This is a genomic window from Streptomyces sp. NPDC091281 (genome assembly GCF_044757425.1).
GTDB lineage: Bacteria > Actinomycetota > Actinomycetes > Streptomycetales > Streptomycetaceae > Streptomyces.
This window is the reverse complement of record NZ_JBIVUY010000005.1, coordinates 399,379-422,377: the sequence shown is the minus strand read 5'-3', so window position 1 is coordinate 422,377 and position 22,999 is coordinate 399,379. Positions and strand designations below refer to the sequence as shown.

Annotated in this window: 21 protein-coding genes; 11 read left to right on the top strand and 10 right to left on the bottom strand. The window is 74.2% G+C overall.

The window, feature by feature from the left end:
* The first annotated feature begins 198 nt into the window (after nt 1-198).
* Nucleotides 199-1,248, top strand: coding sequence for a LacI family DNA-binding transcriptional regulator (locus ACIQPQ_RS16380; RefSeq protein ID WP_383766775.1), 1,050 nt, complete (start codon nt 199-201; stop codon nt 1,246-1,248).
* Between the two features lie 14 nt (nt 1,249-1,262).
* On the opposite strand, the gene ACIQPQ_RS16375 is transcribed toward ACIQPQ_RS16380, so the two are convergent.
* Entirely contained in the window at nt 1,263-2,060 is a 798-nt protein-coding gene (locus tag ACIQPQ_RS16375; protein ID WP_401304290.1) for a VOC family protein, read from the bottom strand.
* Nucleotides 2,061-2,348: 288 nt separating this feature from the next.
* Here ACIQPQ_RS16375 and ACIQPQ_RS16370 point away from each other — a divergent pair, with 288 nt between their 5' ends.
* A complete protein-coding gene (locus ACIQPQ_RS16370) occupies nt 2,349-2,618 on the top strand; it encodes a WhiB family transcriptional regulator (protein ID WP_383767187.1) in 270 nt (89 codons plus the stop codon).
* A 261-nt stretch (nt 2,619-2,879) separates the two neighbouring features.
* On the opposite strand, the gene ACIQPQ_RS16365 is transcribed toward ACIQPQ_RS16370, so the two are convergent.
* The 4 genes from ACIQPQ_RS16365 to ACIQPQ_RS16350 form a co-directional block, all read right to left on the bottom strand.
* Nucleotides 2,880-3,854 carry an acyl-ACP desaturase gene (locus ACIQPQ_RS16365; RefSeq protein WP_401304288.1) on the bottom strand — a complete coding sequence of 325 codons (975 nt, stop codon included), beginning with the start codon at nt 3,852-3,854 and terminating at the stop codon, nt 2,880-2,882.
* A gap of 228 nt (nt 3,855-4,082) precedes the next feature.
* A complete protein-coding gene (gene ddaH / locus ACIQPQ_RS16360) occupies nt 4,083-4,859 on the bottom strand; it encodes a dimethylargininase (protein ID WP_401304285.1) in 777 nt (258 codons plus the stop codon).
* A gap of 184 nt (nt 4,860-5,043) precedes the next feature.
* Nucleotides 5,044-6,675: an ABC-F family ATP-binding cassette domain-containing protein gene (locus ACIQPQ_RS16355; RefSeq protein ID WP_401304284.1), complete on the bottom strand. Its 1,632-nt coding sequence runs from the start codon at nt 6,673-6,675 to the stop codon at nt 5,044-5,046.
* Nucleotides 6,676-7,006: 331 nt separating this feature from the next.
* Nucleotides 7,007-7,420: an SsgA family sporulation/cell division regulator gene (locus tag ACIQPQ_RS16350; protein WP_401304281.1), complete on the bottom strand. Its 414-nt coding sequence runs from the start codon at nt 7,418-7,420 to the stop codon at nt 7,007-7,009.
* 362 nt (nt 7,421-7,782) lie between these two features.
* Between ACIQPQ_RS16350 and ACIQPQ_RS16345 the strand changes: the two genes are divergently transcribed.
* From ACIQPQ_RS16345 to ACIQPQ_RS16335, 3 genes are all read left to right on the top strand, one after another.
* Nucleotides 7,783-8,955, top strand: coding sequence for a WD40/YVTN/BNR-like repeat-containing protein (locus ACIQPQ_RS16345; RefSeq protein ID WP_401304279.1), 1,173 nt, complete (start codon nt 7,783-7,785; stop codon nt 8,953-8,955).
* A gap of 72 nt (nt 8,956-9,027) precedes the next feature.
* Nucleotides 9,028-9,360 carry a plasmid stabilization protein gene (locus ACIQPQ_RS16340; protein ID WP_401304277.1) on the top strand — a complete coding sequence of 111 codons (333 nt, stop codon included), beginning with the start codon at nt 9,028-9,030 and terminating at the stop codon, nt 9,358-9,360.
* Nucleotides 9,361-9,394: 34 nt separating this feature from the next.
* Entirely contained in the window at nt 9,395-10,219 is an 825-nt protein-coding gene (locus ACIQPQ_RS16335; protein WP_401304275.1) for an endonuclease V, read from the top strand.
* Here ACIQPQ_RS16335 and ACIQPQ_RS16330 read toward each other — a convergent pair.
* Nucleotides 10,168-10,356, bottom strand: a complete 189-nt coding sequence (locus tag ACIQPQ_RS16330) for a hypothetical protein (protein ID WP_383766754.1) — start codon at nt 10,354-10,356, stop codon at nt 10,168-10,170. The genes ACIQPQ_RS16335 and ACIQPQ_RS16330 overlap by 52 nt on opposite strands.
* A gap of 226 nt (nt 10,357-10,582) precedes the next feature.
* Here ACIQPQ_RS16330 and mmpA point away from each other — a divergent pair, with 226 nt between their 5' ends.
* The gene (gene mmpA / locus ACIQPQ_RS16325) at nt 10,583-10,789 is read left to right on the top strand and encodes a morphogenic membrane protein MmpA (RefSeq protein WP_401304273.1); all 207 of its coding nucleotides are present in this window, start codon (nt 10,583-10,585) and stop codon (nt 10,787-10,789) included.
* A gap of 85 nt (nt 10,790-10,874) precedes the next feature.
* Here the strand turns inward: mmpA and ACIQPQ_RS16320 are convergent, their stop codons facing one another.
* Complete coding sequence (locus ACIQPQ_RS16320; RefSeq protein WP_401304270.1) at nt 10,875-12,053, bottom strand: saccharopine dehydrogenase family protein; 1,179 nt, start codon at nt 12,051-12,053, stop codon at nt 10,875-10,877.
* A 115-nt stretch (nt 12,054-12,168) separates the two neighbouring features.
* Between ACIQPQ_RS16320 and ACIQPQ_RS16315 the strand changes: the two genes are divergently transcribed.
* From ACIQPQ_RS16315 to ACIQPQ_RS16300, 4 genes are all read left to right on the top strand, one after another.
* Nucleotides 12,169-12,429 (top strand): hypothetical protein, encoded by a 261-nt coding sequence (locus ACIQPQ_RS16315; RefSeq protein WP_401304267.1) that lies wholly within the window; start codon nt 12,169-12,171, stop codon nt 12,427-12,429.
* A gap of 87 nt (nt 12,430-12,516) precedes the next feature.
* Nucleotides 12,517-13,860 (top strand): CaiB/BaiF CoA transferase family protein, encoded by a 1,344-nt coding sequence (locus ACIQPQ_RS16310; RefSeq protein WP_401304265.1) that lies wholly within the window; start codon nt 12,517-12,519, stop codon nt 13,858-13,860.
* A complete protein-coding gene (locus tag ACIQPQ_RS16305; RefSeq protein WP_401304262.1) occupies nt 13,857-15,071 on the top strand; it encodes an acetyl-CoA C-acetyltransferase in 1,215 nt (404 codons plus the stop codon). The genes ACIQPQ_RS16310 and ACIQPQ_RS16305 overlap by 4 nt, the downstream gene beginning before the upstream one ends.
* 40 nt (nt 15,072-15,111) lie before the next feature.
* Entirely contained in the window at nt 15,112-17,286 is a 2,175-nt protein-coding gene (locus ACIQPQ_RS16300; RefSeq protein ID WP_401304260.1) for a 3-hydroxyacyl-CoA dehydrogenase NAD-binding domain-containing protein, read from the top strand.
* Nucleotides 17,287-17,310: 24 nt separating this feature from the next.
* Here the strand turns inward: ACIQPQ_RS16300 and ACIQPQ_RS16295 are convergent, their stop codons facing one another.
* A complete protein-coding gene (locus tag ACIQPQ_RS16295) occupies nt 17,311-18,033 on the bottom strand; it encodes a MerR family transcriptional regulator (protein WP_401304257.1) in 723 nt (240 codons plus the stop codon).
* Between the two features lie 255 nt (nt 18,034-18,288).
* Nucleotides 18,289-19,782, bottom strand: a complete 1,494-nt coding sequence (locus ACIQPQ_RS16290) for a M1 family metallopeptidase (protein WP_401304255.1) — start codon at nt 19,780-19,782, stop codon at nt 18,289-18,291.
* Between the two features lie 226 nt (nt 19,783-20,008).
* Between ACIQPQ_RS16290 and ACIQPQ_RS16285 the strand changes: the two genes are divergently transcribed.
* On the top strand, nt 20,009-21,967 hold the full coding sequence (locus tag ACIQPQ_RS16285; RefSeq protein ID WP_401304252.1) for a Xaa-Pro dipeptidyl-peptidase: 1,959 nt from the start codon (nt 20,009-20,011) through the stop codon (nt 21,965-21,967).
* Nucleotides 21,968-22,015: 48 nt separating this feature from the next.
* Here the strand turns inward: ACIQPQ_RS16285 and ACIQPQ_RS16280 are convergent, their stop codons facing one another.
* Complete coding sequence (locus tag ACIQPQ_RS16280) at nt 22,016-22,951, bottom strand: FAD-dependent oxidoreductase (protein ID WP_401304542.1); 936 nt, start codon at nt 22,949-22,951, stop codon at nt 22,016-22,018.
* Nucleotides 22,952-22,999: the final 48 nt, after the last annotated feature.

Here is a 22,999-nt window from a genome sequence, read left to right as displayed (position 1 = left end):
CCCGGGCCCGGCGCCGCCACGGTGCCGGGCCCGGACCCCGTCCGTCCGTTTCGCCGCCCGCGAGGGCTCGCCGCCGTACCGTCCGAGGGGCGCCGCACCGGATCGAGCCAGCCCGCCGCCGCCCGCGGAGAGAGCGCTCTCACCTCGCGCTTCGTCCGGAGCTATCCTGACCGGACCGTACCGAGGAGGAACCCGAAAGTGACCGAGACAGCGCCCCGTCCCACCCTGGAGGCAGTGGCCGCGCGCGCCGGAGTCTCCCGGGCGACCGTCTCACGGGTCGTCAACGGCGGCGACGGCGTCCGCGAACCCCTCGTCGAGCGGGTGCGGCGGGCCGTGGACGAACTCGGCTACGTGCCCAACCAGGCCGCCCGCAGCCTGGTGACCAAGCGCCACGACGCCGTCGCGGTCGTCATCGCCGAGCCGGAGACCCGGGTTTTCGCCGATCCGTTCTTCGCCCTGCAACTGCGCGGCATCAGCAAGGAGCTGACCTACCGCGACAACCAGCTCGTGCTGCTGCTCACCGAGGGCCGCGACGACCACACCCGCGTGGCCCGCTATCTCGCGGGCGGCCATGTCGACGGCGCCCTCGTCTTCTCGCTGCACGTCGACGACCCGCTGCCCGGCCTGATCCAGGGCGCGGGCGTCCCGACGGTGTTCGGCGGCCGTCCCGGCTGGAGCGACGGCACCAAGGACGTGGTCTACGTCGACTGCGACAACCGGGGCGGCGCCCGCGAGGCCGTACGCCACCTCGCGGGCCTCGGCCGCACCCGGATCGCGCACATCACCGGCCCGCTGGACCAGACGTCGGCCGCCGACCGGCTCGCCGGGTTCCGGGACGTGCGGGGCGACGCGGACCCGCGGCTGGTGGTGGAGAGCGACTTCACCTTCGGCGGCGGCGAGCGGGCCATGCGCACCCTCCTCGACCGCTGCCCCGACGTCGACGCCGTCTTCGCGGCCAACGACCTGACCGCCGTGGGCGCCCTGCGGGTGCTGCGCGAGCGCGGGCGGCGGGTGCCGGAGGACGTGGCCGTGGTCGGCTTCGACGACATGCTGCCGATCACCGAGCAGGCCGACCCGCCGCTGACGACGGTCCGTCAGGACATAGAGGAGATGGGCCGGATCATGGCGCGCCTGCTGCTGCGCCACCTCGACCGCCGCAACGGCGGCGACGACCGGGCCGCCCCCGAGCGCGACGCCCCGGCGGGCATGGTCCTGCCCACGACGCTGGTCCGGCGCGCGTCGACATAGCCCCTCGGGGCGGGTCAGCTCTGGCGCGGGTCCGGTCTGATGACCGCGAAGCGGGCGCCGTCGGGTGCGGAGAGGTGGGCGACGGTGCCGACGCCCGCGATGTCGGTGGCGCCCAGCCGGACGCCTCCGCCCAGCTCGGCGGTCCGGGCGACGACCGCGGCCACGTCCGCCACCTGGAGGTAGGCCAGCCAGTGCGCGTCCGGCCAGGCGTCCGCACCGGCCGGTTCCTCGTCCGGGGTGACCAGCCCGCCGAAGGCGCCGTCGTCGTCGGCGCCGGGCGGGGCGACCGTGGTGTACACCTGCCCGGGGTAGGCGACCGCCGACGTCTCCAGGCCCAGCGTCGCCCGGTAGAAGGCCGCCGCCGCGGCCATGTCGGGGGTGTGCAGTTCGACCCAGCACAGCGCGCCCGCCTCGCCGGTCACCTCGATGCCGGGCAGGTCGCCGCGCTGCCACAGTCCGAACGGGGCGCCCGCCGGGTCGGCCAGGATCGCCATGACGCCCTGCCCCATCACGTCCATGGGCGGGAACAGGACCCGGCCGTGCGCCCGCTCGGCCGCCTCGCAGGTGTCCTCCGCGCCGGAGGTCCGGAAGTACACCGTCCAGGACGGCGGGCCCTGCTCGGGCCGGATCTGCATGCCGCCCGCGACGGTCCGCCCGTCGACCTGGAAGAAGCCGTAGCCCCCGGCGTCCGGCCCCGCCGAGCGGAACCGCCAGTCGAACAGGGCGCCGTAGAAGTCGCGGGCGCGCTCCAGGTCGGCCATGCCGACGTCCAGCCAGTTCGGCGCGCCGTCGACGAAACGGGTCGTGAGCATCGTCGCCCTCCTCGTCGAGAGTCCCGTGGTCCGCACTGACGAGTCTGGCACCGCCCACTGACAACCGCCGCCGGACCGCTCACCGGGTCGCCGGGTCACCGCGCCGACACGGCCTGCTTCCGCGCGCCGCCGTGCGTCACGGCCCGTTCCGGGGGCACCATCGGGCGGCCGGGGGCCCGCGCCGCGCGCGTATAGCGGGCGTTGATCGAACGTTTTCCGCCGCCCGGCACGCTTCCCCGCATGTACGAGGACCTGATCTCACCGACCGACCCGATCCCGACGAGCGACCTGTTCCCGTCGGCCGACCCGCTCCCCACGCCCCGCACGCTCGCGCCGGCCGACCTGGCCTGGCAGCGGGAGGCGCTGTGCGCCCAGACGGGGGCCGACTTCTTCTTCCCCGAGCCCGGCAGCTCCGTCCGGGAGGCCAAGCGCATCTGCGGCATGTGCGAGATGCGCCCCGCCTGCCTGGCCCACGCCCTCGCCCACGACGAACGCTTCGGCGTCTGGGGCGGCCTGTCCGAGAAGGAGCGGCTCCACCTCCGCCGCACCACCCCGTGACGCCACGGGCGCCGCACCCGCCCGAGCGGCGGCCCGGGAACTCCGTACGACCGCGTCGCGGGGGCGTGGTCGGGGGACCGGGGCGGCCGGGCCGGGAACGAGGAGGCACGGCGACGGCCGGGGAGGGCCGGGGCGCCGTCGGCGCGGAGGAGGAAGGGGAGGGGGACGAGGAAGGAGCGGAAAGCGGCGCGGCCCGCACGGGGGAGGTGGTCTCCCCGTGCGGGCCGTCGGCCTGTGCCCGGCTCGTGCGCCGGGTCGTGTTCAGCCCGCCTTGCGGGCCGCCATGCGGGCCTTGCGGGCGGCGAGGCGCTCGTCGAACTTGGCCGCCTCCGCGTCGAGGCCGCCCATGAAGAAGCCCAGCTCCTCCTGGGCCTGGAGGCCCTCGGGGCCGAGGCCGTCGATCTCCAGGACCTTGAGGAAGCGCAGGACGGGCTGGAGGACGTCGTCGTGGTGGATGCGCATGTTGTAGACCTCGCCGATGGCCATCTGCGCGGCGGCGCGCTCGAAGCCGGGCATGCCGTGGCCGGGCATGCGGAAGTTCACGACCACGTCGCGGACGGCCTGCATGGTGAGGTCGGGGGCCAGTTCGAAGGCCGCCTTGAGCAGGTTGCGGTAGAAGACCATGTGCAGGTTCTCGTCGGTCGCGATGCGCGCGAGCATGCGGTCGCAGACCGGGTCGCCCGACTGGTGGCCGGTGTTGCGGTGCGAGATGCGGGTGGCCAGTTCCTGGAAGGCGACGTAGGCCACCGAGTGCAGCATGGAGTGCCGGTTGTCCGACTCGAAGCCCTCGCTCATGTGGGCCATGCGGAACTCTTCGAGCTTGTCGGGGTCGACGGCGCGCGAGGCGAGCAGGTAGTCCCGCATGACGATGCCGTGGCGGCCCTCCTCGGCCGTCCAGCGGTGCACCCAGGTGCCCCAGGCGCCGTCGCGGCCGAAGAGGCTGGCGATCTCGTGGTGGTAGCTCGGGAGGTTGTCCTCGGTCAGCAGGTTCACCACCAGGGCGATCCGGCCGATCTCGGTGACCTTCGACTGCTCCTTCTCCCAGGCCTGGCCGTCCTCGAAGAAGCCGGGGAAGTTGCGGGCGTCGCTGAAGGGCACGTACTCGTGCGGCATCCAGTCCTTGGCGACCTTGAGATGCCGGTTCAGTTCCTTCTCGACGACTTCCTCCAGGGCGAACAGCAGCTTGGCGTCGGTCCAGACGGAGGGGCTGCCGAGGTGCGGGGAGGTGATCGTCACGGGTACTCCAGGGGACGGTGGTGCTGAGCGGGGGACGGTCCGGCGGGGGAACCGGAACCTACGGGATCGTAGGCTACGAACCCGTAGGTTACGTAGCCGTAGGTTAAGAGCGCTGTAAAGATCGCTGATCAGCGGGGTTCCGCCAAGCGATTCCGGCGTCCGGTGCGACCGCCCGACCGGTCCCGGAAGCGCAGGTCCCGGGGCTGATCCGGTGACGGTGTCACCCGCTCAGGCGTAGAGGTCCCGCATCCGCACCGAGAGGCACGTCACACATCCTTCCAGCTTCTCGAACTCGCCGATGTCGACCAGGACGGGTTCGAGCCCGAGGTCGGCGAGGAGGTCGGCCGTCTTGGGCGCGCTCACCGCCATCAGCACCTTGGGGCCGCCCAGGAGCACCACGTGCGCGCCCGCCTCCTCCGGCACCGGCAGGAAGCGCGGGAACAGCGCCGGACGGTCCACCAGCGGCACGTGTCCGATCACGGTCCCGTCGGGCAGCGCGGTGACCGCCGACTTCAGGTGCAGCACCTTGCTGACCGGTACGGCGACCACGCGCGCGCCGAGCGGTTCGAACGTCTCCCGGATCTGCTGCACCCCGGCGGCGTTGGTGCGCCCGCCCCGGCCGACGTAGACGGTGTCGCCGATCTTCAGCACGTCGCCGCCGTCGAGGGTGCCGGGCTCCCAGATCCAGTTCACGGAGCAGCCGAGTCGGGCGACGGCCTCCTCGACCCCGGCGGTCTCGTCGCGGCGGGTCGTGGCGCCGGAGCGGGCGATGAGCGCCACGTTGCGGTACATCACCACCGCGTCCTCGACGAACACGGCGTCCGGGCAGTCGTCGGCGGGTTCGACCTCGACGGTCTCCCAGCCGTGCGCCCGCAGGGCCTCGCCGTACGCCTCCCACTGCTCCAGGGCGAGGTCCGCGTCGACGGGTTCCCGTTCGAGGTGGGTGACGATGCCCTCGGTGAGGCGCGGGCCGGGGCGGCGGATGAGGGCCTTCTTGCTGGGCACGTCCAGGTCTCCGATTCGCCGGTGGTGCGGGCGGCGCCGCGTCGGCGGCACCGGTCCGCCATCATGCAGCGCCGCCGTACCGGGACAGAACCCCTGCCGGGAGGCTGTGCCCGTCCTGAGACCGGCGGCCTTCCCCCGACCCGGCCCGCGCCCTCCGTGTCCCCCATGCGCCGACGGGGGTGTCCTACTCCACTCCGGCCACCTCCTCCGCCGACGACTCCCGCAGTTCCCCGTCCAGCAGCAGCCAGCGCGTGATGCCGAGGGACTCCAGGAACGGCACGTCGTGGCTGGCGACGATCAGTGCCCCCTCGTACGACTCCAGCGCGGTGGTGAGCTGGCGGACGCTCGCCATGTCGAGGTTGTTGGTCGGCTCGTCCAGCAGGAGCAGTTGCGGGGCGGGTTCGGCGAGCATGAGCGCGGCGAGCGTGGCCCGGAACCGTTCTCCGCCGGACAGGGTTCCGGCGAGCTGGTCGGCGCGGGCGCCCCGGAACAGGAAGCGGGCCAGGCGGGCCCGGACGCGGTTGTTCCCGGCGTCCGGCGCGAACCGGGCGACGTTGCGCGCGACGCTCAGTCCGTCGTCGAGGACGTCGAGGCGTTGCGGGAGGAAGCGCAGCGGCACGTGCGCGTGCGCCTCGCCCGCCTCCGGTGCCAGTTCCCCGGCGATGGTGCGCAGCAGTGTCGTCTTGCCCGCGCCGTTGCGGCCGACGAGCGCGATCCGTTCGGGCCCGCGCAGGTCGAAGCGGCCCGCCACGCGCGCGCCGTACGCGAGGTGGAGCGCCTCCAGGGTGAGGACGTCCCGGCCGGGCGGTACGGCCGTGTACGGCAGGTCGACGCGGATCTCGTCGTCGTCCCGCACCGCCTCGGCCGCCTCGTCGAGACGCTCCCGGGCCTCGGCGAGCCGCTCCTCGTGCATGATGCGGTGCTTGCCGGCCGACTCCTGGGCGGAGCGTTTGCGCGCCCCCATGACGATCTTGGGTTCGCGTTTCTGCTCGAACATCTTCTGGCCGTACCGCTTGCGGCGGGCCAGCTTGACCTGCGCGTCGGCGAGTTCGCGTTTCTGTTTGCGCAGGTCGGCCTCGGCGACGCGCACCATGCGCTCGGCGGCTTCCTGCTCGCCCGCGAGGGCGGCCTCGTAGGCGGAGTAGCTGCCGCCGTACCAGGTGACCTCGCCGCCGCGCAGGTCCGCGATCTGGTCGACGAGTTCCAGCAGTTCGCGGTCGTGGCTGACGATCACGGTGACGCCGGGCCAGGAGGCGACGGCCGCGTACAGCCTCCGCCGGGCGTACAGGTCGAGGTTGTTGGTGGGTTCGTCGAGGAGGAGGACGTCGGGGCGGCGCAGCAGCAGGGCGGCCAGCCGCAGCAGGACGGACTCGCCGCCGGAGACCTCGCCGACGGTGCGGTCCAGGCCGATGTGGCCGAGGCCTAGTTCGCCGAGGGTGGCGAGGGCGCGTTCCTCGACGTCCCAGTCGTCGCCGAGGGTGTCGAAGTGCGCCTCGGTGGCGTCTCCGGCCTCGATGGCGTGCAGGGCGGCCCGGCGGGTGGCGATGCCGAGCACGTCGTCGACCCGGAGCGTGGTGTCCAGGGTGATGTTCTGCGGGAGGAAGCCGACCTCGCCCGCGACGCGCACGGTGCCCTCGGTGGGGGTCAGCTCACCGGCGACGAGCTTGAGGAGGGTGGACTTTCCGGAGCCGTTGACGCCGACGAGTCCGGTCCGGCCGGGGCCGAAGGCGACGTCCAGTGCGTCGAGGACGGGGGTGCCGTCGGGCCAGGCGAAGGTCAGCGACGAACAGGTGATGGAGAAGGTGGGATGTGACAAAGGGGCCTCGCGGTCGCGTGTGCGGTCAGGGCGGCACATGTCGGGACACGGGGAGGCGGCGACCAGGCGGGGGGAGTGGACGGCGGTGCCCGGGGCGGAGGTGTTCCGCGGGGGCGTCTGCCGGGTGGGCTTCCGCAAGGACGGCTCGAACGCCGAGGTCGCACGCTGCGCACGCACCTCTGGGGGTGCGGCGTGGTGTCCCAGGACCTCAGACGAGCAACGTCCTTCTCCGATCGACGGCAACAGAAGCGATGCCCACGGTAGGGAGGGGCTGTGCGGGGCGTCAACGGATTATCGGGCGGGCGGGCCGTACGGGGCGCCCTGTGAGGCGTCAGGCGCCGCGCATCAGCTCCGCGAGGCCTTCGTCCAGGTCGACCCGGAAGTGTTCCAGTCCTTCCGGTTCCAGTTCGCCGGAGGCCTTGAGGAAGCGCCGGATCTGCTCGGAGTGCACGTGCACGATGGCGGTGCCCTCCGGCGCGTGGAACTCCAGCACGGTGCGGTCGTAGCCGTAGGGGCGGACGCGGACGTCGCCGTCGCCGACCGCGTCCCGGAGGCCGTCGGTCAGCAGGTCGCGGGCGAAGGTCCAGCAGACCTCGACGCCCTCCAGCGTGGCCGGGGCGGGGAAGGCCATGCGGACGGCGAACGGGTCGTCCCGGTCGTAGTGCAGGGTCGCGGGGATGCTCTGCATCCGCGGCGCGGCGGCGACCAGGCGGGCCTCGACGGGCTGCTCGATGACGATGGACAACGCCTTGCTCCCTCGTGACGGCGGGACGTACTTCCGGAAGAGTGCGGCCGGACACCTGGAAAGACGCCGGAACCGGCCGATCCGTGCACACGGTGTCCGAGTGACCTCGGTCACCGCGCTTCATGTACGCGAGTGACGCACCTCTCCCGCCGTGTCCCGTGCGGCGGTCGGGGCGGTCGGCGTCGTCCGGGCCGTCTGGACGCCACCGGGACCGTGGGCTAGCTTCGCCCGCCATGAGGCCCTTGGGGAAGACGCGGCGCACGGGACGGACGGATCGAGCGGGACGTACGGGACGTACGGGATTCATGGGAGGTGTGGTGCGGGCGGGGCATCCGGGGCGGGCGGGACAGGACCGGGGCGCCGTGCGGGCGGCCCGTGCCGGGCGGACGGCCCTGGTGGCGGCGGTCTGCGCGGCGGCTCTCGCGGCCCTCACCGCCGCCCCCGCGCAGGCGGGACCGGCGACGGCGCCCTCCGGCCGACCGGGCGCGGCGACCGCGCCGTACGGGGCCACGGCCGCTGACGCGCGTACGGCCGCCCCCGGGACCGGCCGGGGCCACGAGCGGGCCCGCTGGGCGCTCAAGGACACCGGCGTCCCCACCGTCCGCTTCCGCGGTCTCGCCGCCGTCGACCGGGACACGGCCTGGCTCGCCGGGAGCCGCGGCACCGTGCTGCGCACCACCGACGGCGGACGGCGCTGGCGGACCGTGTCGCCGCCCGGCGCCGAGGGGCTGGAGTTCCGGGACGTCGAGGCGTTCGACGCGCGGCGGGCGGTCGTCCTGGCCATCGGGGAGGGCGAGGCGTCCCGCGTCTACCGCACCGACGACGGCGGCACGACCTGGACGGAGTCCTTCCGCAACACCGACCCGCGCGCCTTCTACGACTGCCTGGCCTTCTTCGACCGCCGCCACGGCCTGGCGATGAGCGACCCCGTCGACGGCAGGTTCCGCGTCCTGTCCACCGCCGACGGCGGCCGGTCGTGGCGGGTCCTCCCGGACACCGGCATGCCGGCCGCGCTGCCCGGCGAGGCGGGGTTCGCGGCGAGCGGCCAGTGCCTGGTGACGTCCGGCGCGCGCGACGCGTGGATCGCCACGGGCGGCGCGGACCACGCGCGCGTGCTGCACTCCGCCGACCGGGGCCGCACCTGGACCGTCACCGGCGCCCCGATCCCGGCCGGTGACCCCGCGCGCGGCGTCTTCGGCCTCGCCTTCCGGGACCGCGCGCACGGCCTCGCCGTCGGCGGCGACTACCGCGCCGACCAGCCCTCCCCGCGGGCCGCCGCCCGCACCACCGACGGGGGCCGCTCCTGGCGGGCCGCCGCCACGCCCCCGCCCGCCTACCGCTCCGGCGTCGCCTGGCTGCCGCACAGCCGCGCCGCGGCCCTCGCGGTCGGCCCCACCGGCACCGACCTCACCAAGGACGCGGGCCGCACCTGGCGCACCGTCGACACCGGCTCGTACGACACCGTGGACTGCGCGCGCGACGGCGCCTGCTGGGCCTCCGGCGAACAGGGCCGGGCGGCCCGCCTGGAGCACTGAACCGTCCCGCTCCGGGAGAGACGGGGCGTTCCGGGGTACCCGAACCGCTGCCGACACGGAAGGAGCCCCACCATGCCCAGCGGTTCCAGCCCCAAGCGGGAACGCCAGTACGAACACATCAAGAAGAGCGCGCAGGACCGGGGGGAGAGCACGGAGCGCGCCGAGGAGATCGCCGCGCGCACCGTCAACAAGGAACGCGCCAGGGCGGGCGAGTCCAGGACCGCGTCCCGGTCCTCCCTCGACGACATCTCGTCCGGCAGGCGGGGCGGGCTGCGGTCCCACCAGGGCGCCCAGGGGCCCACGTACGACCAGCTCTACGCCGAGGCCAAGCGGCGTGGCATCCACGGCCGCTCGGACATGAACAAGAGCCAGTTGCAGCGCGCGCTCGACGACAAGAAGAACTGATCCCGGTGGGCGGGCCCGTACGCTCGTCCCCACCATGACAACCAGCGAGACTCCTCAGCCCACCGGCCCGTCCGGGCCCACCGCGACGACCGGGACCACCGGGACCACCGGGACGTCCGCGGCCTTGGTGGCGGCCGTACGGGACGTTCCCGTACCCGCCGACTGGCCCGCCACCGAGGACGCGGCCCGCGCCGTCCAGGACGCGCTGCGCGCCCGCGTCGTCCTCGACGAGCCGGGCCCGCCGCCCGGCACCGGCCGGGTGACCGGCGTCGACGTCGCCTACGACGACGTGCGCGACGTCGTCGCGGCGGCGGCCGTCACCCTCGACGCGGCCACGCTCACCGTGGTCGCCGCCGCCACCGCCGTCGGCCGGGTCCCCTTCCCGTACGTGCCCGGACTGCTCGCCTTCCGGGAGATCCCGGCCGTGCTCGCCGCCCTGGAGGCGCTGCCCGGCCCGCCCGGCCTGGTCGTCTGCGACGGTTACGGCCGCGCGCACCCGCGCCGGCTCGGCCTGGCCAGCCACCTCGGCGTCCTCACCGGACTCCCCACCGTCGGCGTCGCGAAGAACCCGTTCACCTTCGTGTACGACGATCCCGGCGCCGCCCGCGGCTCGGCCGCCCCGCTGCTCGCCGACGGCGAGGAGGTCGGGCGGGCCCTGCGCACCCGGACGGGCGTCAAGCCCGTGTTCGTGAGCGTCGGCCACCGGGTGAGCCTGGACAACGCCTGCGCGCACACCCTCGCCCTGGCCCCGGAGTTCCGCCTGCCGGAGTCGACCCGGCGGGCGGACGCGCTGTGCCGGGCGGCGCTTCAGGAGGCGACCACGTCCCACCGGCCGACCTCGCGGTACCCCGAGTCGTAGACCTCCGACCCGTCCCCCGGCTCCAGGGCGTAGTGGCCCAGGTTACCGCCCCAGTACCGCAGGACGCGCCCCAGTTCACGGGCCCGGTCCTCGGCCGACGCCCCTTCGTCCAGGGCGACTTCGAGAACGAACTTCACGTCGCTCACCTCTCTCCGCTCGCGTCCTTCCATCGTTTCATTGAAGTCCTTCTTGGCACTTGGACGGACGATGAGCCGGGAATGGCGGGCGAGGAGCGGGTGGCGGCTCCGGAAAGTCTCAAATCACAGATCGGCGTGGGCTCGGGCGCACGGGGTGAGTACCGCGGCGCACGCGTGAGTATCTGTACGGATGTGCCGGACCCGGCCGGGACGAAAAGCTGACGGTATGACCACGCGCCGTGCCCCGCAGCTCCACGCCCACCCCGACCGTGCCGCCGACCGCGGCCCCCGGCGCCCCGCCGAGCACCTGGTGGGCCGCCCCGACGGGCGCCCGGTCGGCGGCCCGGTCGGCGCCGGGCTCGTGCTCGCCGTGCTGGCCGGGGCGGGCTGGGTCGTCGGCATGGTCTACACGCTGGTGGTGTGGCCCCTGTAGGGCCTCGGAAGGATCACCGGGAGGCCGGCCGGGACGCCGGGAGACCGGGGGGATAAGGGGCCGAGGGCCGGGTCCTGGGGCCGGGTCAGCGGATCGCCGCGACCCGGAATCCGATCCCGGCGGCGCCGAGCCGCGCGGTGAGCGCGTCGCCCATGGCCACCGCCGTCGTGACCTGCCCGGCGGTCTCCGGCAGCGGGTCGAGGGCCAGCGCCAGTGCCGCCTCGGCGAGCATCTTCGCCGTCTCGCCGTAGCCCGGATCGCCGCCCGCGACCTCCGTGAACACCCGGCGGCCACCGCCCTCGCCGACGAACCGCACCGAGAACCAGCTGCGCGCCCGCTTCTCCGCGCTCGGCCCCTCGCCCGGCTTGAGCCGGTCCGACAGCCGCCGCCGGAGCGCCGGGACCTGCGCGGCGGCGTACAGGGCGCCCGCCGCGGCCGTCCCGCCCACGGCGACCGGCAGCCGTCGTACGGCCGCGTAGTGGCGGTAGCGGAAGTCGGGGCCGTAGCGCTCCAGGGCCCGCGCGGAACGGCCGACCACCTGCGCGTCGATCGTCGGCAGGGGCAGCGCCCACGCGCCGACCTCGCCCGCGAAGCGGGGCGTCCCGAGCCGCGTGGTGACCCGGCGGCCCAGCAGACGCGGTTCGTGGCGGCGGCGCTCGCGCGCGGCATCCGCCATCTGCTTCCGCCGCGCGAACTGACCCAGCGCGGACGCGAACGTCCCTCCCGAGAACCTGGCGTCGACGCTGACATGGCCGTCCACGGTCAGCGGCACCCCCTCCGGCAGCTGCCGGACCGTGAAGTACGCGCCCAGGTCGTGCGGGACCGAGTCGAAGCCGCACGCGTGCAGCAGACGCGCGCCCGTCTCCCGCGCGCGCGAGTCGTGCCGCACGTACGTCAGATCCACGAACTCCGGCTCGCCCGTGAGGTCCAGGTAGTCGGTGCCCGCGTCCGCGCAGGCGGCCACCAGGTCGTCGCCGTACTCGACGTACGGCCCGACCGTCGTGGCCACCACGCGCGCCTGGCGGGCCAGCGCGCGCAGCGAGGCCGGGTCGGCGACGTCCGCGCGCAGCACCCCGGGCTCCACGCGGGCGGCGAGCCGGTCGCGCAGCCGCCGCAGGCGGATCTCGTCGCGCCCCGCGATCGCCCAGCGCAGGTCCTCGGGCGCGTGGGCCGCGAGGTACTCGGCCGTGAGCGCGCCCACGAAGCCCGTCGCCCCGAAGAGGACGACGTCGTAGGGACGGTCCGTGTTTTTCGGCCTGCTCATGACACCCCTTGTCGATCCGGTCGTCTGGTGGTCCGGCCGTCGCTCACGCGCCGCTGTCGGTGGCTGAGGCTAGCGTGAGGAGGACGGAGCCCGACGACGAGCCCGGAGGCGGCCGGTGACCGTGGACAGGAACGCGCTGGGGAAGCGGGAGAAAACGCGCGAGTTCGCCCTCGCGCTGCCCGGCGCCGCCGAGGAGTTCCCGTGGGGCGAGTCCGTCGCCAAGGTCAACGGAAAGGTCTACGTCTTCCTCGGCGTCCGGGACGGCGCCCCGGCGGCGGAGCTGCTGTGCGACCGGGTCGAGGAGAGCTACCGCGCGATCGCGCCCGAGCGGCTGGTCGCCGAACCGGACGCGGGCTGGACCTACACTGGTTTCTAAGCGCTTGCTCGTCCAGTCTTGTGCGGGGGAGATCCCGTTCTTAGCATCACTGGTGTCACATCGGTTGTGTCACAGCGAGGGGGCCGGATGACGACGGCACACACGGCGGGACCGGGCCGCGCGGGGCCGACCGGCCCCGGTCCGCTCGCCGGTGTGCGCGTGGTCGAACTGGCCGGTATCGGCCCCGGCCCGTTCGCCGCGATGCTCCTCGCCGACCTCGGCGCCGACGTCGTCCGCGTCGACCGGCCCGGCCGCCCCGTGCTGGCGATCGACCCGGCGTACGACCTCGCCAACCGCAACAAGCGCTCGGTGGTCGTCGACCTCAAGGCCCCGGACGGCCCCGCCCGCGTCCTCGACCTGGCCGCCCGCGCCGACGTCCTGATCGAGGGCTACCGCCCCGGCGTCGCCGAACGCCTCGGTGTCGGCCCGCAGCAGTGCCACGCCCATAACGCCCGGCTGGTCTACGGCCGGATGACCGGCTGGGGCCAGGACGGTCCGCTCGCCGCCCGCGCGGGCCACGACATCTCCTACCTCGCCCTCACCGGCACCCTCGGCATGATCGGCGCCCCCGACGGGCCCCCGGCCGTCCCCGCCAACCTCCTCGGGGACTACGCGGGCGGCTCCCTCTACCTCGTCGTCGGCGTGCTCGCCGCCCTGCACCACGCGCGCGCCACCGGCACCGGCCAGGTCGTCGACGCCGCGATCGTGGACGGCGCCGCCCACCTGGCCACGATGATCCACGGCATGGTCGCCGCGGGCGCCTGGCAGGACCGCCGGGGCGCCAACCTCCTCGACGGCGGCTGCCCCTACTACGGCACCTACGCCACCTCCGACGGCCTGCACATGGCCGTCGGCGCGCTGGAACCCCAGTTCTACGCCGAGTTCCTGCGCCTCCTCGGCCTCGACGGCACCGGGACGTCCGACGGTAACGAGCCCTCCGACGACCCGGCCGCGACCGATGCGCCCGCCGCCCCCGCCGGACCACGCGGCCCCGCAGGCTCCGCCCGCCCCGACGGCCCCGCCCGCCCCGACGACTTCCGCGACGCCCGCCGCGACCCCGCCCGCTGGGACGCCCTGCGCGCCGCCGTCGCCGCCCGCTTCCGCACCCGTACCCGCGCCGAGTGGACGGCCGTCTTCGCGGACTCCGACGCCTGCGTGGCGCCCGTGCTGTCGCTGCGCGAGGCCCCGCACCACCCGCACCTCGCCGCGCGCGGCACCTTCACCGACCACGGCGGCCTCACCCAGCCCGCCCCCGCGCCCCGCTTCTCCGCGACGCCCGCCGTCCTGCGCGCCGGACCCGCCCTGCCGGGCGCCCACACCGCCGACGTGGCCCGCGACTGGGACGTCCCCGCCCTCACCGACCCGGCGGGGCCGGGCGGCGCCCCCGAAGACCCTCCGCTCCCCGACCCGCACCGAAAGGCCTCCCCGTGAGCACCGAAGCGTACGTCTACGACGCGATCCGCACCCCGCGCGGGCGCGGCAAGGCCGATGGAGCCCTGCACGGCACCAAGCCGGTCGACCTGGTCGTGGGCCTCATCCACGAGCTGCGCGACCGCTTCCCCGGCCTGGACCCGGCCGCGATCGACGACATCGTGCTCGGCGTCGTGGGCCCCGTCGGCGACCAGGGCTCCGACATCGCCCGTATCTCCGCGATCGCCGCCGGACTCCCGGACACCGTCGCGGGCGTCCAGGAGAACCGCTTCTGCGCCTCGGGCCTGGAGGCCGTCAACCTGGCCGCGGTGAAGGTCCGTTCGGGCTGGGAGGACCTCGTCCTCGCGGGCGGCGTCGAGTCGATGTCGCGGGTCCCGATGGGCTCCGACGGCGGCGCCTGGTTCAACGACCCGATGACCAACCTGGCGGTCAACTTCGTGCCGCAGGGCATCGGCGCCGACCTCATCGCCACCCTCGAGGGCTTCTCCCGCCGCGACGTCGACGAGTACGCGGCGCTCTCCCAGGAGCGGGCCGCCACCGCCCTCAAGGACGGCCGCTTCGCCCGCTCCGTCGTCCCCGTCAAGGACCGCACCGGCCTGGTCGTCCTCGACCACGACGAGCACCCCCGCCCCGGCACCACCGCCGACTCCCTCGCCCGGCTGAAGCCGTCGTTCGCCGACATCGGCGACCTGGGCGGCTTCGACGCGGTCGCGCTCCAGAAGTACCACTGGGTGGAGAAGATCGACCACGTCCACCACGCGGGCAACTCCTCCGGCATCGTCGACGGCGCCTCGCTCGTCGCCATCGGCTCCCGCGAGGTCGGCGAGCGGTACGGCCTCACCCCGCGCGCCCGGATCGTCTCCGCCGCCGTCTCCGGCTCCGAGCCCACCATCATGCTCACCGGCCCCGCCCCGGCCAGCCGCAAGGCGCTCGCCAAGGCCGGACTCACCATCGACGACATCGACCTGGTCGAGATCAACGAGGCGTTCGCCGCCGTCGTGCTGCGCTTCGCCAAGGACCTGGGTCTCTCCCTCGACAAGGTCAACGTCAACGGCGGCGCCATCGCCCTCGGCCACCCGCTCGGCGCGACCGGCGCGATGATCCTCGGCACCCTCGTCGACGAACTGGAACGCCAGGACAAGCGCTACGGCCTCGCCACCCTGTGCGTCGGCGGCGGCATGGGCATCGCCACCATCGTCGAACGCGTCTGAACTCCCCGCGGAACCCCACCACTTCACCGGAGACCCTGTCATGACACAGAGCACCACCATCCGCTGGGAACAGGACCGCACCGGCCTCGTCACCCTCGTCCTGGACGACCCCGACCAGTCCGCCAACACCATGAACGCGGCCTTCCGCGCCTCCCTCGCCGCGGTCACCGACCGCCTGGAGGCCGAGAAGGACACCGTCCGGGGCGTCATCATCACCTCCGCGAAGAAGACCTTCTTCGCGGGCGGCGACCTGCGCGACCTCATCCGCGTCACCCCCGCCACCGCCCAGGAGGCCCTCGACGGCGGCCTGGAGATCAAGCGGAACCTGCGCCGCATCGAGACCCTCGGCAAGCCCGTCGTCGCCGCCATCAACGGCGCAGCCCTCGGCGGCGGTTACGAACTCGCCCTCGCCTGCCACCACCGTGTCGCCCTCGACGCCCCCGGCTCCAAGATCGGCCTCCCCGAGGTCACCCTCGGCCTCCTCCCCGGCGGCGGCGGGGTCGTCCGCACCGTCCGCCTCCTCGGCATCGCCGACGCCCTGCTGAAGGTGCTGCTCCAGGGCACCCAGTACAGCCCGCGCCGCGCCCTGGAGAACGGCCTCGTCCACGAGGTCGCCGACAGCCCCGAGGACCTGCTCGCGAAGGCACGAGCCTTCGTGGACGCCCACCCCGAGTCCCGGCAGCCCTGGGACGTGCCCGGCTACCGCATCCCCGGCGGCACCCCCGCCCACCCCAAGTTCGCCGCCAACCTGCCCGCCTTCCCCGCCAACCTGCGCAAGCAGACCGGCGGCGCCCCCTACCCGGCCCCGCGCAACATCCTCGCCGCCGCCGTCGAGGGCTCCCAGGTCGACTTCGAGACCGCGCAGGTCATCGAGGCCCGCTACTTCGTCGAACTGGCCGCCGGGCAGACCTCGAAGAACATGATCCAGGCGTTCTTCTTCGACCTCCAGGCCGTCAACTCCGGCGCCAGCCGCCCCCGCGGCGTCGAGCCGCGCCAGGTGCGGCGGGCCGCCGTGCTCGGCGCGGGGATGATGGGCGCGGGCATCGCCTACTCGTGCGCGCGCGCCGGGATCGACGTCGTCCTCAAGGACGTCTCCCTCGAAGCGGCCCTCCAGGGCAAGGCGTACTCGGAGCGGCTGTGCGCCAAGGCCGTCGCCCGGGGCCGCAGCACCCAGGAGCAGGCGGACGCCCTCCTCGCGCGCATCACCCCGACCGCCGACCCGCAGGACCTCGCGGGCTGCGACGCCGTCATCGAGGCCGTCTTCGAGGACACCTCGCTCAAGCACAAGGTCTTCCAGGAGATCCAGCACGTCGTGGAGCCGGACGCCCTGCTCTGCTCCAACACCTCCACCCTGCCCATCACCGCCCTCGCCGAGGGCGTGGAACGGCAGGACGACTTCATCGGCCTGCACTTCTTCTCACCCGTCGACAAGATGCCGCTCGTCGAGATCATCAAGGGCGAGCGCACCGGCGACGAGGCCCTGGCGCGCGCCTTCGACCTGGTCCGCCAGATCAAGAAGACGCCGATCGTCGTCAACGACTCGCGCGGCTTCTTCACCTCCCGCGTGATCGGCCACTTCATCAACGAGGGCGTCGCCATGGTCGGCGAGGGCATCGAGCCCGCCTCCGTCGAACAGGCCGCCGCCCAGGCGGGCTACCCCGCCAAGGTGCTCTCCCTCATGGACGAGCTGACCCTCACCCTGCCCCGCAAGATCCGCGCCGAGTCGAAGCGGGCCGTCGAGGAGGCGGGCGGCACCTGGCAGGTCCACCCCGCCGAGGCCGTCGTGGACCGCATGGTCGACGAGTTCGACCGGCCCGGCCGCAGCGGCGGCAAGGGCTTCTACGACTATGTCGACGGCAAGCGCGCGGGCCTCTGGCCGGGCCTGCGCGAGCACTTCACCCGGCCGGGCGCCGAGATCCCGTTCCGGGACATGCAGGAACGCATGCTGTTCTCCGAGGCCCTCGACACCGTCCGCCTCGTCGAGGAGGGCGTCCTGACCTCGGTCGCCGACGCCAACATCGGCTCCCTCTTCGGCATCGGCTTCCCCGGCTGGACCGGCGGCGTCCTCCAGTACGTCAACGGCTACGACGGCGGCCTGCCCGGCTTCGTGGCCCGCGCCCGCGAACTCGCCGAGCGCTACGGCGACCGCTTCACCCCGCCCGCGCTGCTGGTGGCGAAGGCGGAGAAGGGCGAGACCTTCACCGACGGCCGCTGACCGGCCCCCGCGGGCTGCGGGACGTCACGGGGAGCCGTCTTCGGACGGCTCCCCGATCCACTCCCGGACCTCCTCGGTCAGCGACCGCTGGAACGCCGTGAGCAGCGCCTGCACCACCAGCGGCTGCATGTGCGCCGACAGCGACCGCACCGCGCCCGCGTCGGCCTCCGGGACCTCCTCGCGCAGCAGCCGCGACAGGTCGTGCGCGGCGGCCCGCGCGTGGTCCAGCAGGACCGTACGGGCCGCCAGGATCGACTCCTGCGACAGCGGCACGTCCAGCAGCCGTACGCCGAGCCGCAGCAGCCCGGTGTCGACCCGCACCGCGTCCGCCGCGTCGCCGTCCGGGGCGACGACCCCCATGGCGGTCAGCCGCCGTACGTCGTCCTCGGTGAGCGTCCGTCCCGCGCGGCGGGCCAGTTCGGCGCGGTCGACGGTCTCCACGGCGTCCGGCGCCCAGGACGCCACGACGGCCCGGTGCACGGCCAGGTCGCGGGCGTCCAGCCCCGGCGGCAGCCGCTCCAGGTACCGCCCGATCGCCGCCAGCGTCAGCCCCTGCCCCCGCAGCTCCTCGATCAACGCGAGCCGCCCGAGATGCTCCGGCCCGTAACGCCCCACCCGGCGCGCCCCGATCTCCGGCGGCGGCAGCAGCCCCTTGGCCCCGTAGAACCGCACGGTCCGCACAGTGAGCCCCGCCCGCCCGGCCAACTCATCCACCGTGAGCCCCGACTCCCCGCTCTCCCCACTCATACGCAGCAGTATCACCGCCCCACCAACCGCAGGAAACCCGAGAAGCCCACCCCCCCAGGGGCGCGGGGAACCGCGCACGCCCACGGCCCCCACAGCACAATCGAACCCAGCTAAGGCACACCCCCTCAGGGGCGCGGGGAACTGCGCGACGAGCCACGACGGACCCGCACCCGACAAGCACCCAACCCCCGGAGGGGGGCGCGGGGAACTGCGCGACCAGCCACAACGGACCCGCACCCCCCCACACCCCCCACCTCAGTGGTCGTGCACCCCATTCGTCGCCACGATGGCCCGCCAAGACTCCGGCTCAGCCACCCGCAGGGCCTGCGCCGACCGAGCCACCCGCCCCCCTGCGGAGCCCCCCGGCTTGGCCGGCCGGTACAGCCACGTCTCGAAGAGCGCCCCGAGCGACACCCCGGACACCCCCTCCGCGTACCGCCGGAAGTCGGCGACCGTCGCGTTGCCGTAGGCGTGCTCCCGCGGCCACCCCTTCAGCACCGCGAAGAACGCCTTGTCCCCGAACTCCTCCCGCAGCGCCTGGAGGGCCAGCGCCCCCCGGTCGTACACGGCGAGGTCGAACTGGTTCTCCGGCCCGGGATCGCCGGGCGCGACCGTCCAGAACGGATCGTCGGCGGGGTGCGTGGCGTACACGTAGTCCGCGAGTTCGCGCGCCGTCCCCTCTCCCTCCGACTCGGACCACAGCCACTGCGCGTACCGTGCGAAGCCCTCGTTGATCCAGATGTCCTTCCATCCGGCGACGGACACCGAGTCGCCGTACCACTGGTGGGCCAGCTCGTGCACGACGACGGACGTGTTGGAGCCGCTCGCGAACTGCCGGGGGCTGTAGAAGGGCCGGGTCTGGGTCTCCAGCGCGTACCCGGTGTCCGTGTTCGGGACGTAGCCGCCGAGCGAGTCGAAGGGGTAGGGGCCGAAGTACCCGGTGAGCCAGTCCGCGATCTCCCCGGTCCGCTCGACGCTCGCCCGCGCCGCCGCCCCGTTCGCGCCCAGGTCCTTGCTGTAGGCGTTGACGACGGGGATGCCGCTCTCGGTCGTCCCGGTGGTGACGTCGAAGCGGCCGACGGCGAGGGTGGCCAGATAGGTCGCCTGGGGCTTCGCGGACCGCCAGCTGTACCGCGTCCACCCGGCCTTCGAACTCGTCGACTGGAGCGTGCCGTTGGAGATGGCCTGGGTCCCGTCGGGCACCTGCACGGACACGTCGTAGGTGGCCTTGTCCAGCGGGTGGTCGTTGCTGGGGAACCACCACCACGCCGCCTCGGGCTCGTTGGCGCCGACCCCGCCGTCCGGGGTGCGGTGCCAACTCGTGAAGCCGTACGCCTTCTTGGTGGACGGCACGTCCCGGTAGCGCACGACGACGGTGACCGCCGTGCCCTTCGCGAGGGGGCTGCGCGGCGTGATCTCCAGCTCGTGCTCGCCGGTCGCGGCGAAAGAGGCCTTCACCCCGTTGACGCGGACCTCGCTCACGTCGAGCAGGAAGTCGAGGTCGAACCGGGTCAGGTCGGCGGTGGTCCGCGCGAGGATCGTCGCCGTCCCCTCCAACTCGTCCGTGGCTGGCTGGTACTTGAGCCGCAGGTCGTAGTGGGAGACGTCGTAGCCGCCGTTGCCGTACGCCGGGTAGTAGGGGTCGCCGATCCCCGGCGCGCCGGGGGAGCCGCTCGCGGCGGAGGCCGGGATCGCCAGCAGGACGGTGGCGGCGGCGAGCGCGCCCGGCGCGATGATTCTGCGATGCACTGGAACTCCAAGTCGTGGGGGCAGGAGGTCTGTTCGGAGCCTAGGCAGTTCCCGTGTCCCAGGACCTGCCCCGCGCCACGGCCGTCACACGATCGCCATTCGGCCGTCACGACCGAAACATCCCCACGGACCTGATCCGGCCCCGCCCCGGCCGCCGCCCACCGCACCCCCTGAACCCCCACAGGCCCTCTTCTGTACGGGAGTTGACCGCTGTACCGTCCCGCGCATGCCGACACGCACGCGCTTCACGACCTGGAGACCGCTCGCGACCGTCCTCCTCACCGCCCTGGTGGCCGCCCTCCTCACCCCGGCAGCGGCGCACGCCGGTCCGCGCGAGAGCAGACCCGTCTACTCCTACGCCGATGCCGTCCGCGAGGCCGTCTGGGTGGACACCCGGCTCGACGGCGACGGGGACGGCCGCACCGACCGCATCGCCGTGGACATCGTCCGCCCCCGCGAACCCGCCGCCCGGGGCCGCAAGGTGCCCGTCATCATGGACGCCAGCCCCTACTACTCCTGCTGCGGACGCGGCAACGACAGCCAGAAGAAGACCTACGACGCCGACGGCCGCCTCGTCCAGGCGCCCCTCTACTACGACAACTACTTCGTGCCGCGCGGCTACGCCTTCGTCGCCGTCGACCTGGCGGGCACCAACCGCTCCGACGGCTGCGTCGACGTCGGCGGCCGCTCCGACGTCCGGTCCGCGAAGGCCGTCGTCGACTGGCTCAACGGCCGCGCCACCGCGTACACCACCCGCACCGGCACCACCACGGCCCGCGCGGACTGGACGAACGGCCGCGCCGGCATGATCGGCAAGAGCTGGGACGGCACCATCGCCAACGGCGTCGCCGCGACCGGCGTCGAGGGCCTGCGCACCATCGTCCCGATCAGCGCCATCTCCTCCTGGTACGACTACTACTTCAGCCAGGGCGCCCCCCTCTACGACTCCGGCCCCGACTGGCTCTCCGACTACGTCGACAGCCCCGAGGCCCGCGCCCGCTGCGCCGCCGTGCAGCAGCGCCTCGTCGACGGCGCCCCGCGTACCGGCGACCGCACCGCCCTCTGGGCCGAACGCGACTACGTCAAGAACGCCCACAAGGTGCGCGCCAGCGTCTTCGTCGTGCACGGGCTCCAGGACCTCAACGTCCGCACCTCGCACCTCGGCCCCTGGTGGGACGCCCTCGGCCGGGCCGGCGTCGAGCGCAAGATCTGGCTCTCCCAGACCGGTCACGTCGATCCCTTCGACTTCCGCCGCGCCGACTGGGTCCGCACCCTGCACCGCTGGTTCGACCACGAACTCCTCGGCTACGACAACGGCGTCGACCGCGAACCGGTCGCCGACGTCGAACGCGCCCCCGACCAGTGGGTCACCTCCACGGCCTGGCCCCCGAAGCACACCCGGACCACCACGCTGCGCCCCGCCTCCGGTGCCCTCCCCGGCGTCGGCACCCTCGGCACGCGCCCCGGCCGCGGCACCGAGACCTTCACCGACGACCCCCGGCACGACGAGGACGCCTGGGCCGCCGCGATCGACACCACCACCCCCGACAAGGCCGGTTTCACCACCGCGCCCCTCACCCGCGACCTGCGGCTGGCCGGTTCCTCCGAGGTCACCGTGACCGTCACCCCCAGCACCCCGACCGCCCACCTGAGCGCCGTCCTCGTCGCCCTCGGCCCCGACACGATCCGCGACTACGCGGCGAGCGGCGAGGGCATCACCACCCTCACCGACCGCACCTGCTGGGGCGAGAGCACGCCGGGCGACAGCGCCTGCTTCCGGGAGACGAAGGCACGTACCGCACAGGTCGGCCACACCGTGGTCAGCCGCGGCTGGGCCGACCTCGGCACGTACGCCGACCCCGGCAAGGGCGTCCCGCTCACCCCGGGCCGCGCCTACCGGATCACCCTCGACCTGACCGCCACCGACCACGTCGTCCCCGCCGGACACCGGCTGGCCCTCGTCGTGGCGGGCACCGACAGCGGCCTGATCGACCCGCCCGCCGACACCCCCACCCTCACCCTGGACCTGGCCCGCACCTCGGCCCGCGTCCCGTTCGTCGGCGGCCCGAGCGCCTTCGCCGCCGCCACCCGCGGCGACCGGGGCGTCCGTACGGGCCCGGCGGACCGTGACACCGCCGTACCGCCCGGCCTCACCGGCCCGCACACCGCACACCGCGTGCCCTGACCGGATCAGATCAGATCCCATCGGACCGGACCGGATCGGACCGTGCCGTCAGGAGGCGGCGGGCTCCACCAGCGCCGCCGCCTCCTCCGCGCAGCCCCACGCCACCGTCACCCCGGCCCCGCCGTGCCCGTAGTGGTGCACCACCACCCGCCCGTCCGGCCGGACCTCCCGCTCGATCCGCACCGCGGGCCGTACCGGCCGCAGGCCCACCCGGTGGTCGAGGACCCGCGCGCCCGCCACCTCCGGCCGCAGCGCCGCGCAGCGCGCCACGATCGCCGCCGCCACCGCCGGGTCCGGCTCCAGCGACCAGGCGTCGTCCTCGGCCGTCCCGCCCAGCAGCAGCCGCCCCGGCTGCGGGAACAGGTACGCCATCGTCCCGTCCGGGGCCGTGGAGACCGTCCACGAACGCACGCCCGGGTTCTCCACGACCACCAACTGCCCCCGCACCGGCCGGATCGAGTCGTTTGCGACCAGCTCCCGCGCGCCCAGCCCCGCACAGTGGACGACCACCGGCGCGGGGACGTCCGCCAGGTCGGACACGGTCCGCTCCTCGACCGTGCCGCCCGCCCGCCGCAGCCGCTCCACCAGCCACGGCAGGTGCGCCGCCATGTCGATCAGCGGCAGCCGCGCCCACACACCCGTCCCGGCCGGGTACTCCTCGGCCGTGGACCGGCGCAGTCCCGGCACCCGCCCCGCAGCCCAGTGGGCGACGTCCTCGGGGGCCGTCTCGCCCATCACCCCGCCGACCAGCCGCACCCCGGTCTCCGCGGGCCGCGCGGCCAGCTCCTCGTACACCTCCAGCGAGCGCAGCGCCCAGACGCGGGCCCGTGCCATCGGCTCGATGTGGTACGGCCACCACAGCGCCCCCGCCACCGCCGACGTGGTCCGCTCGACGGGGTCCCGTGTCCACACCCGCACCCGCCGCCCGCGCTCCGCGAGCACCACCGCCGTCGTCAGCCCGACGACCCCGCCGCCGACCACCACGACCTCACCGCCGGCCCCACCGGTCCCGCCCTGGGTCCCGTCGCCGGG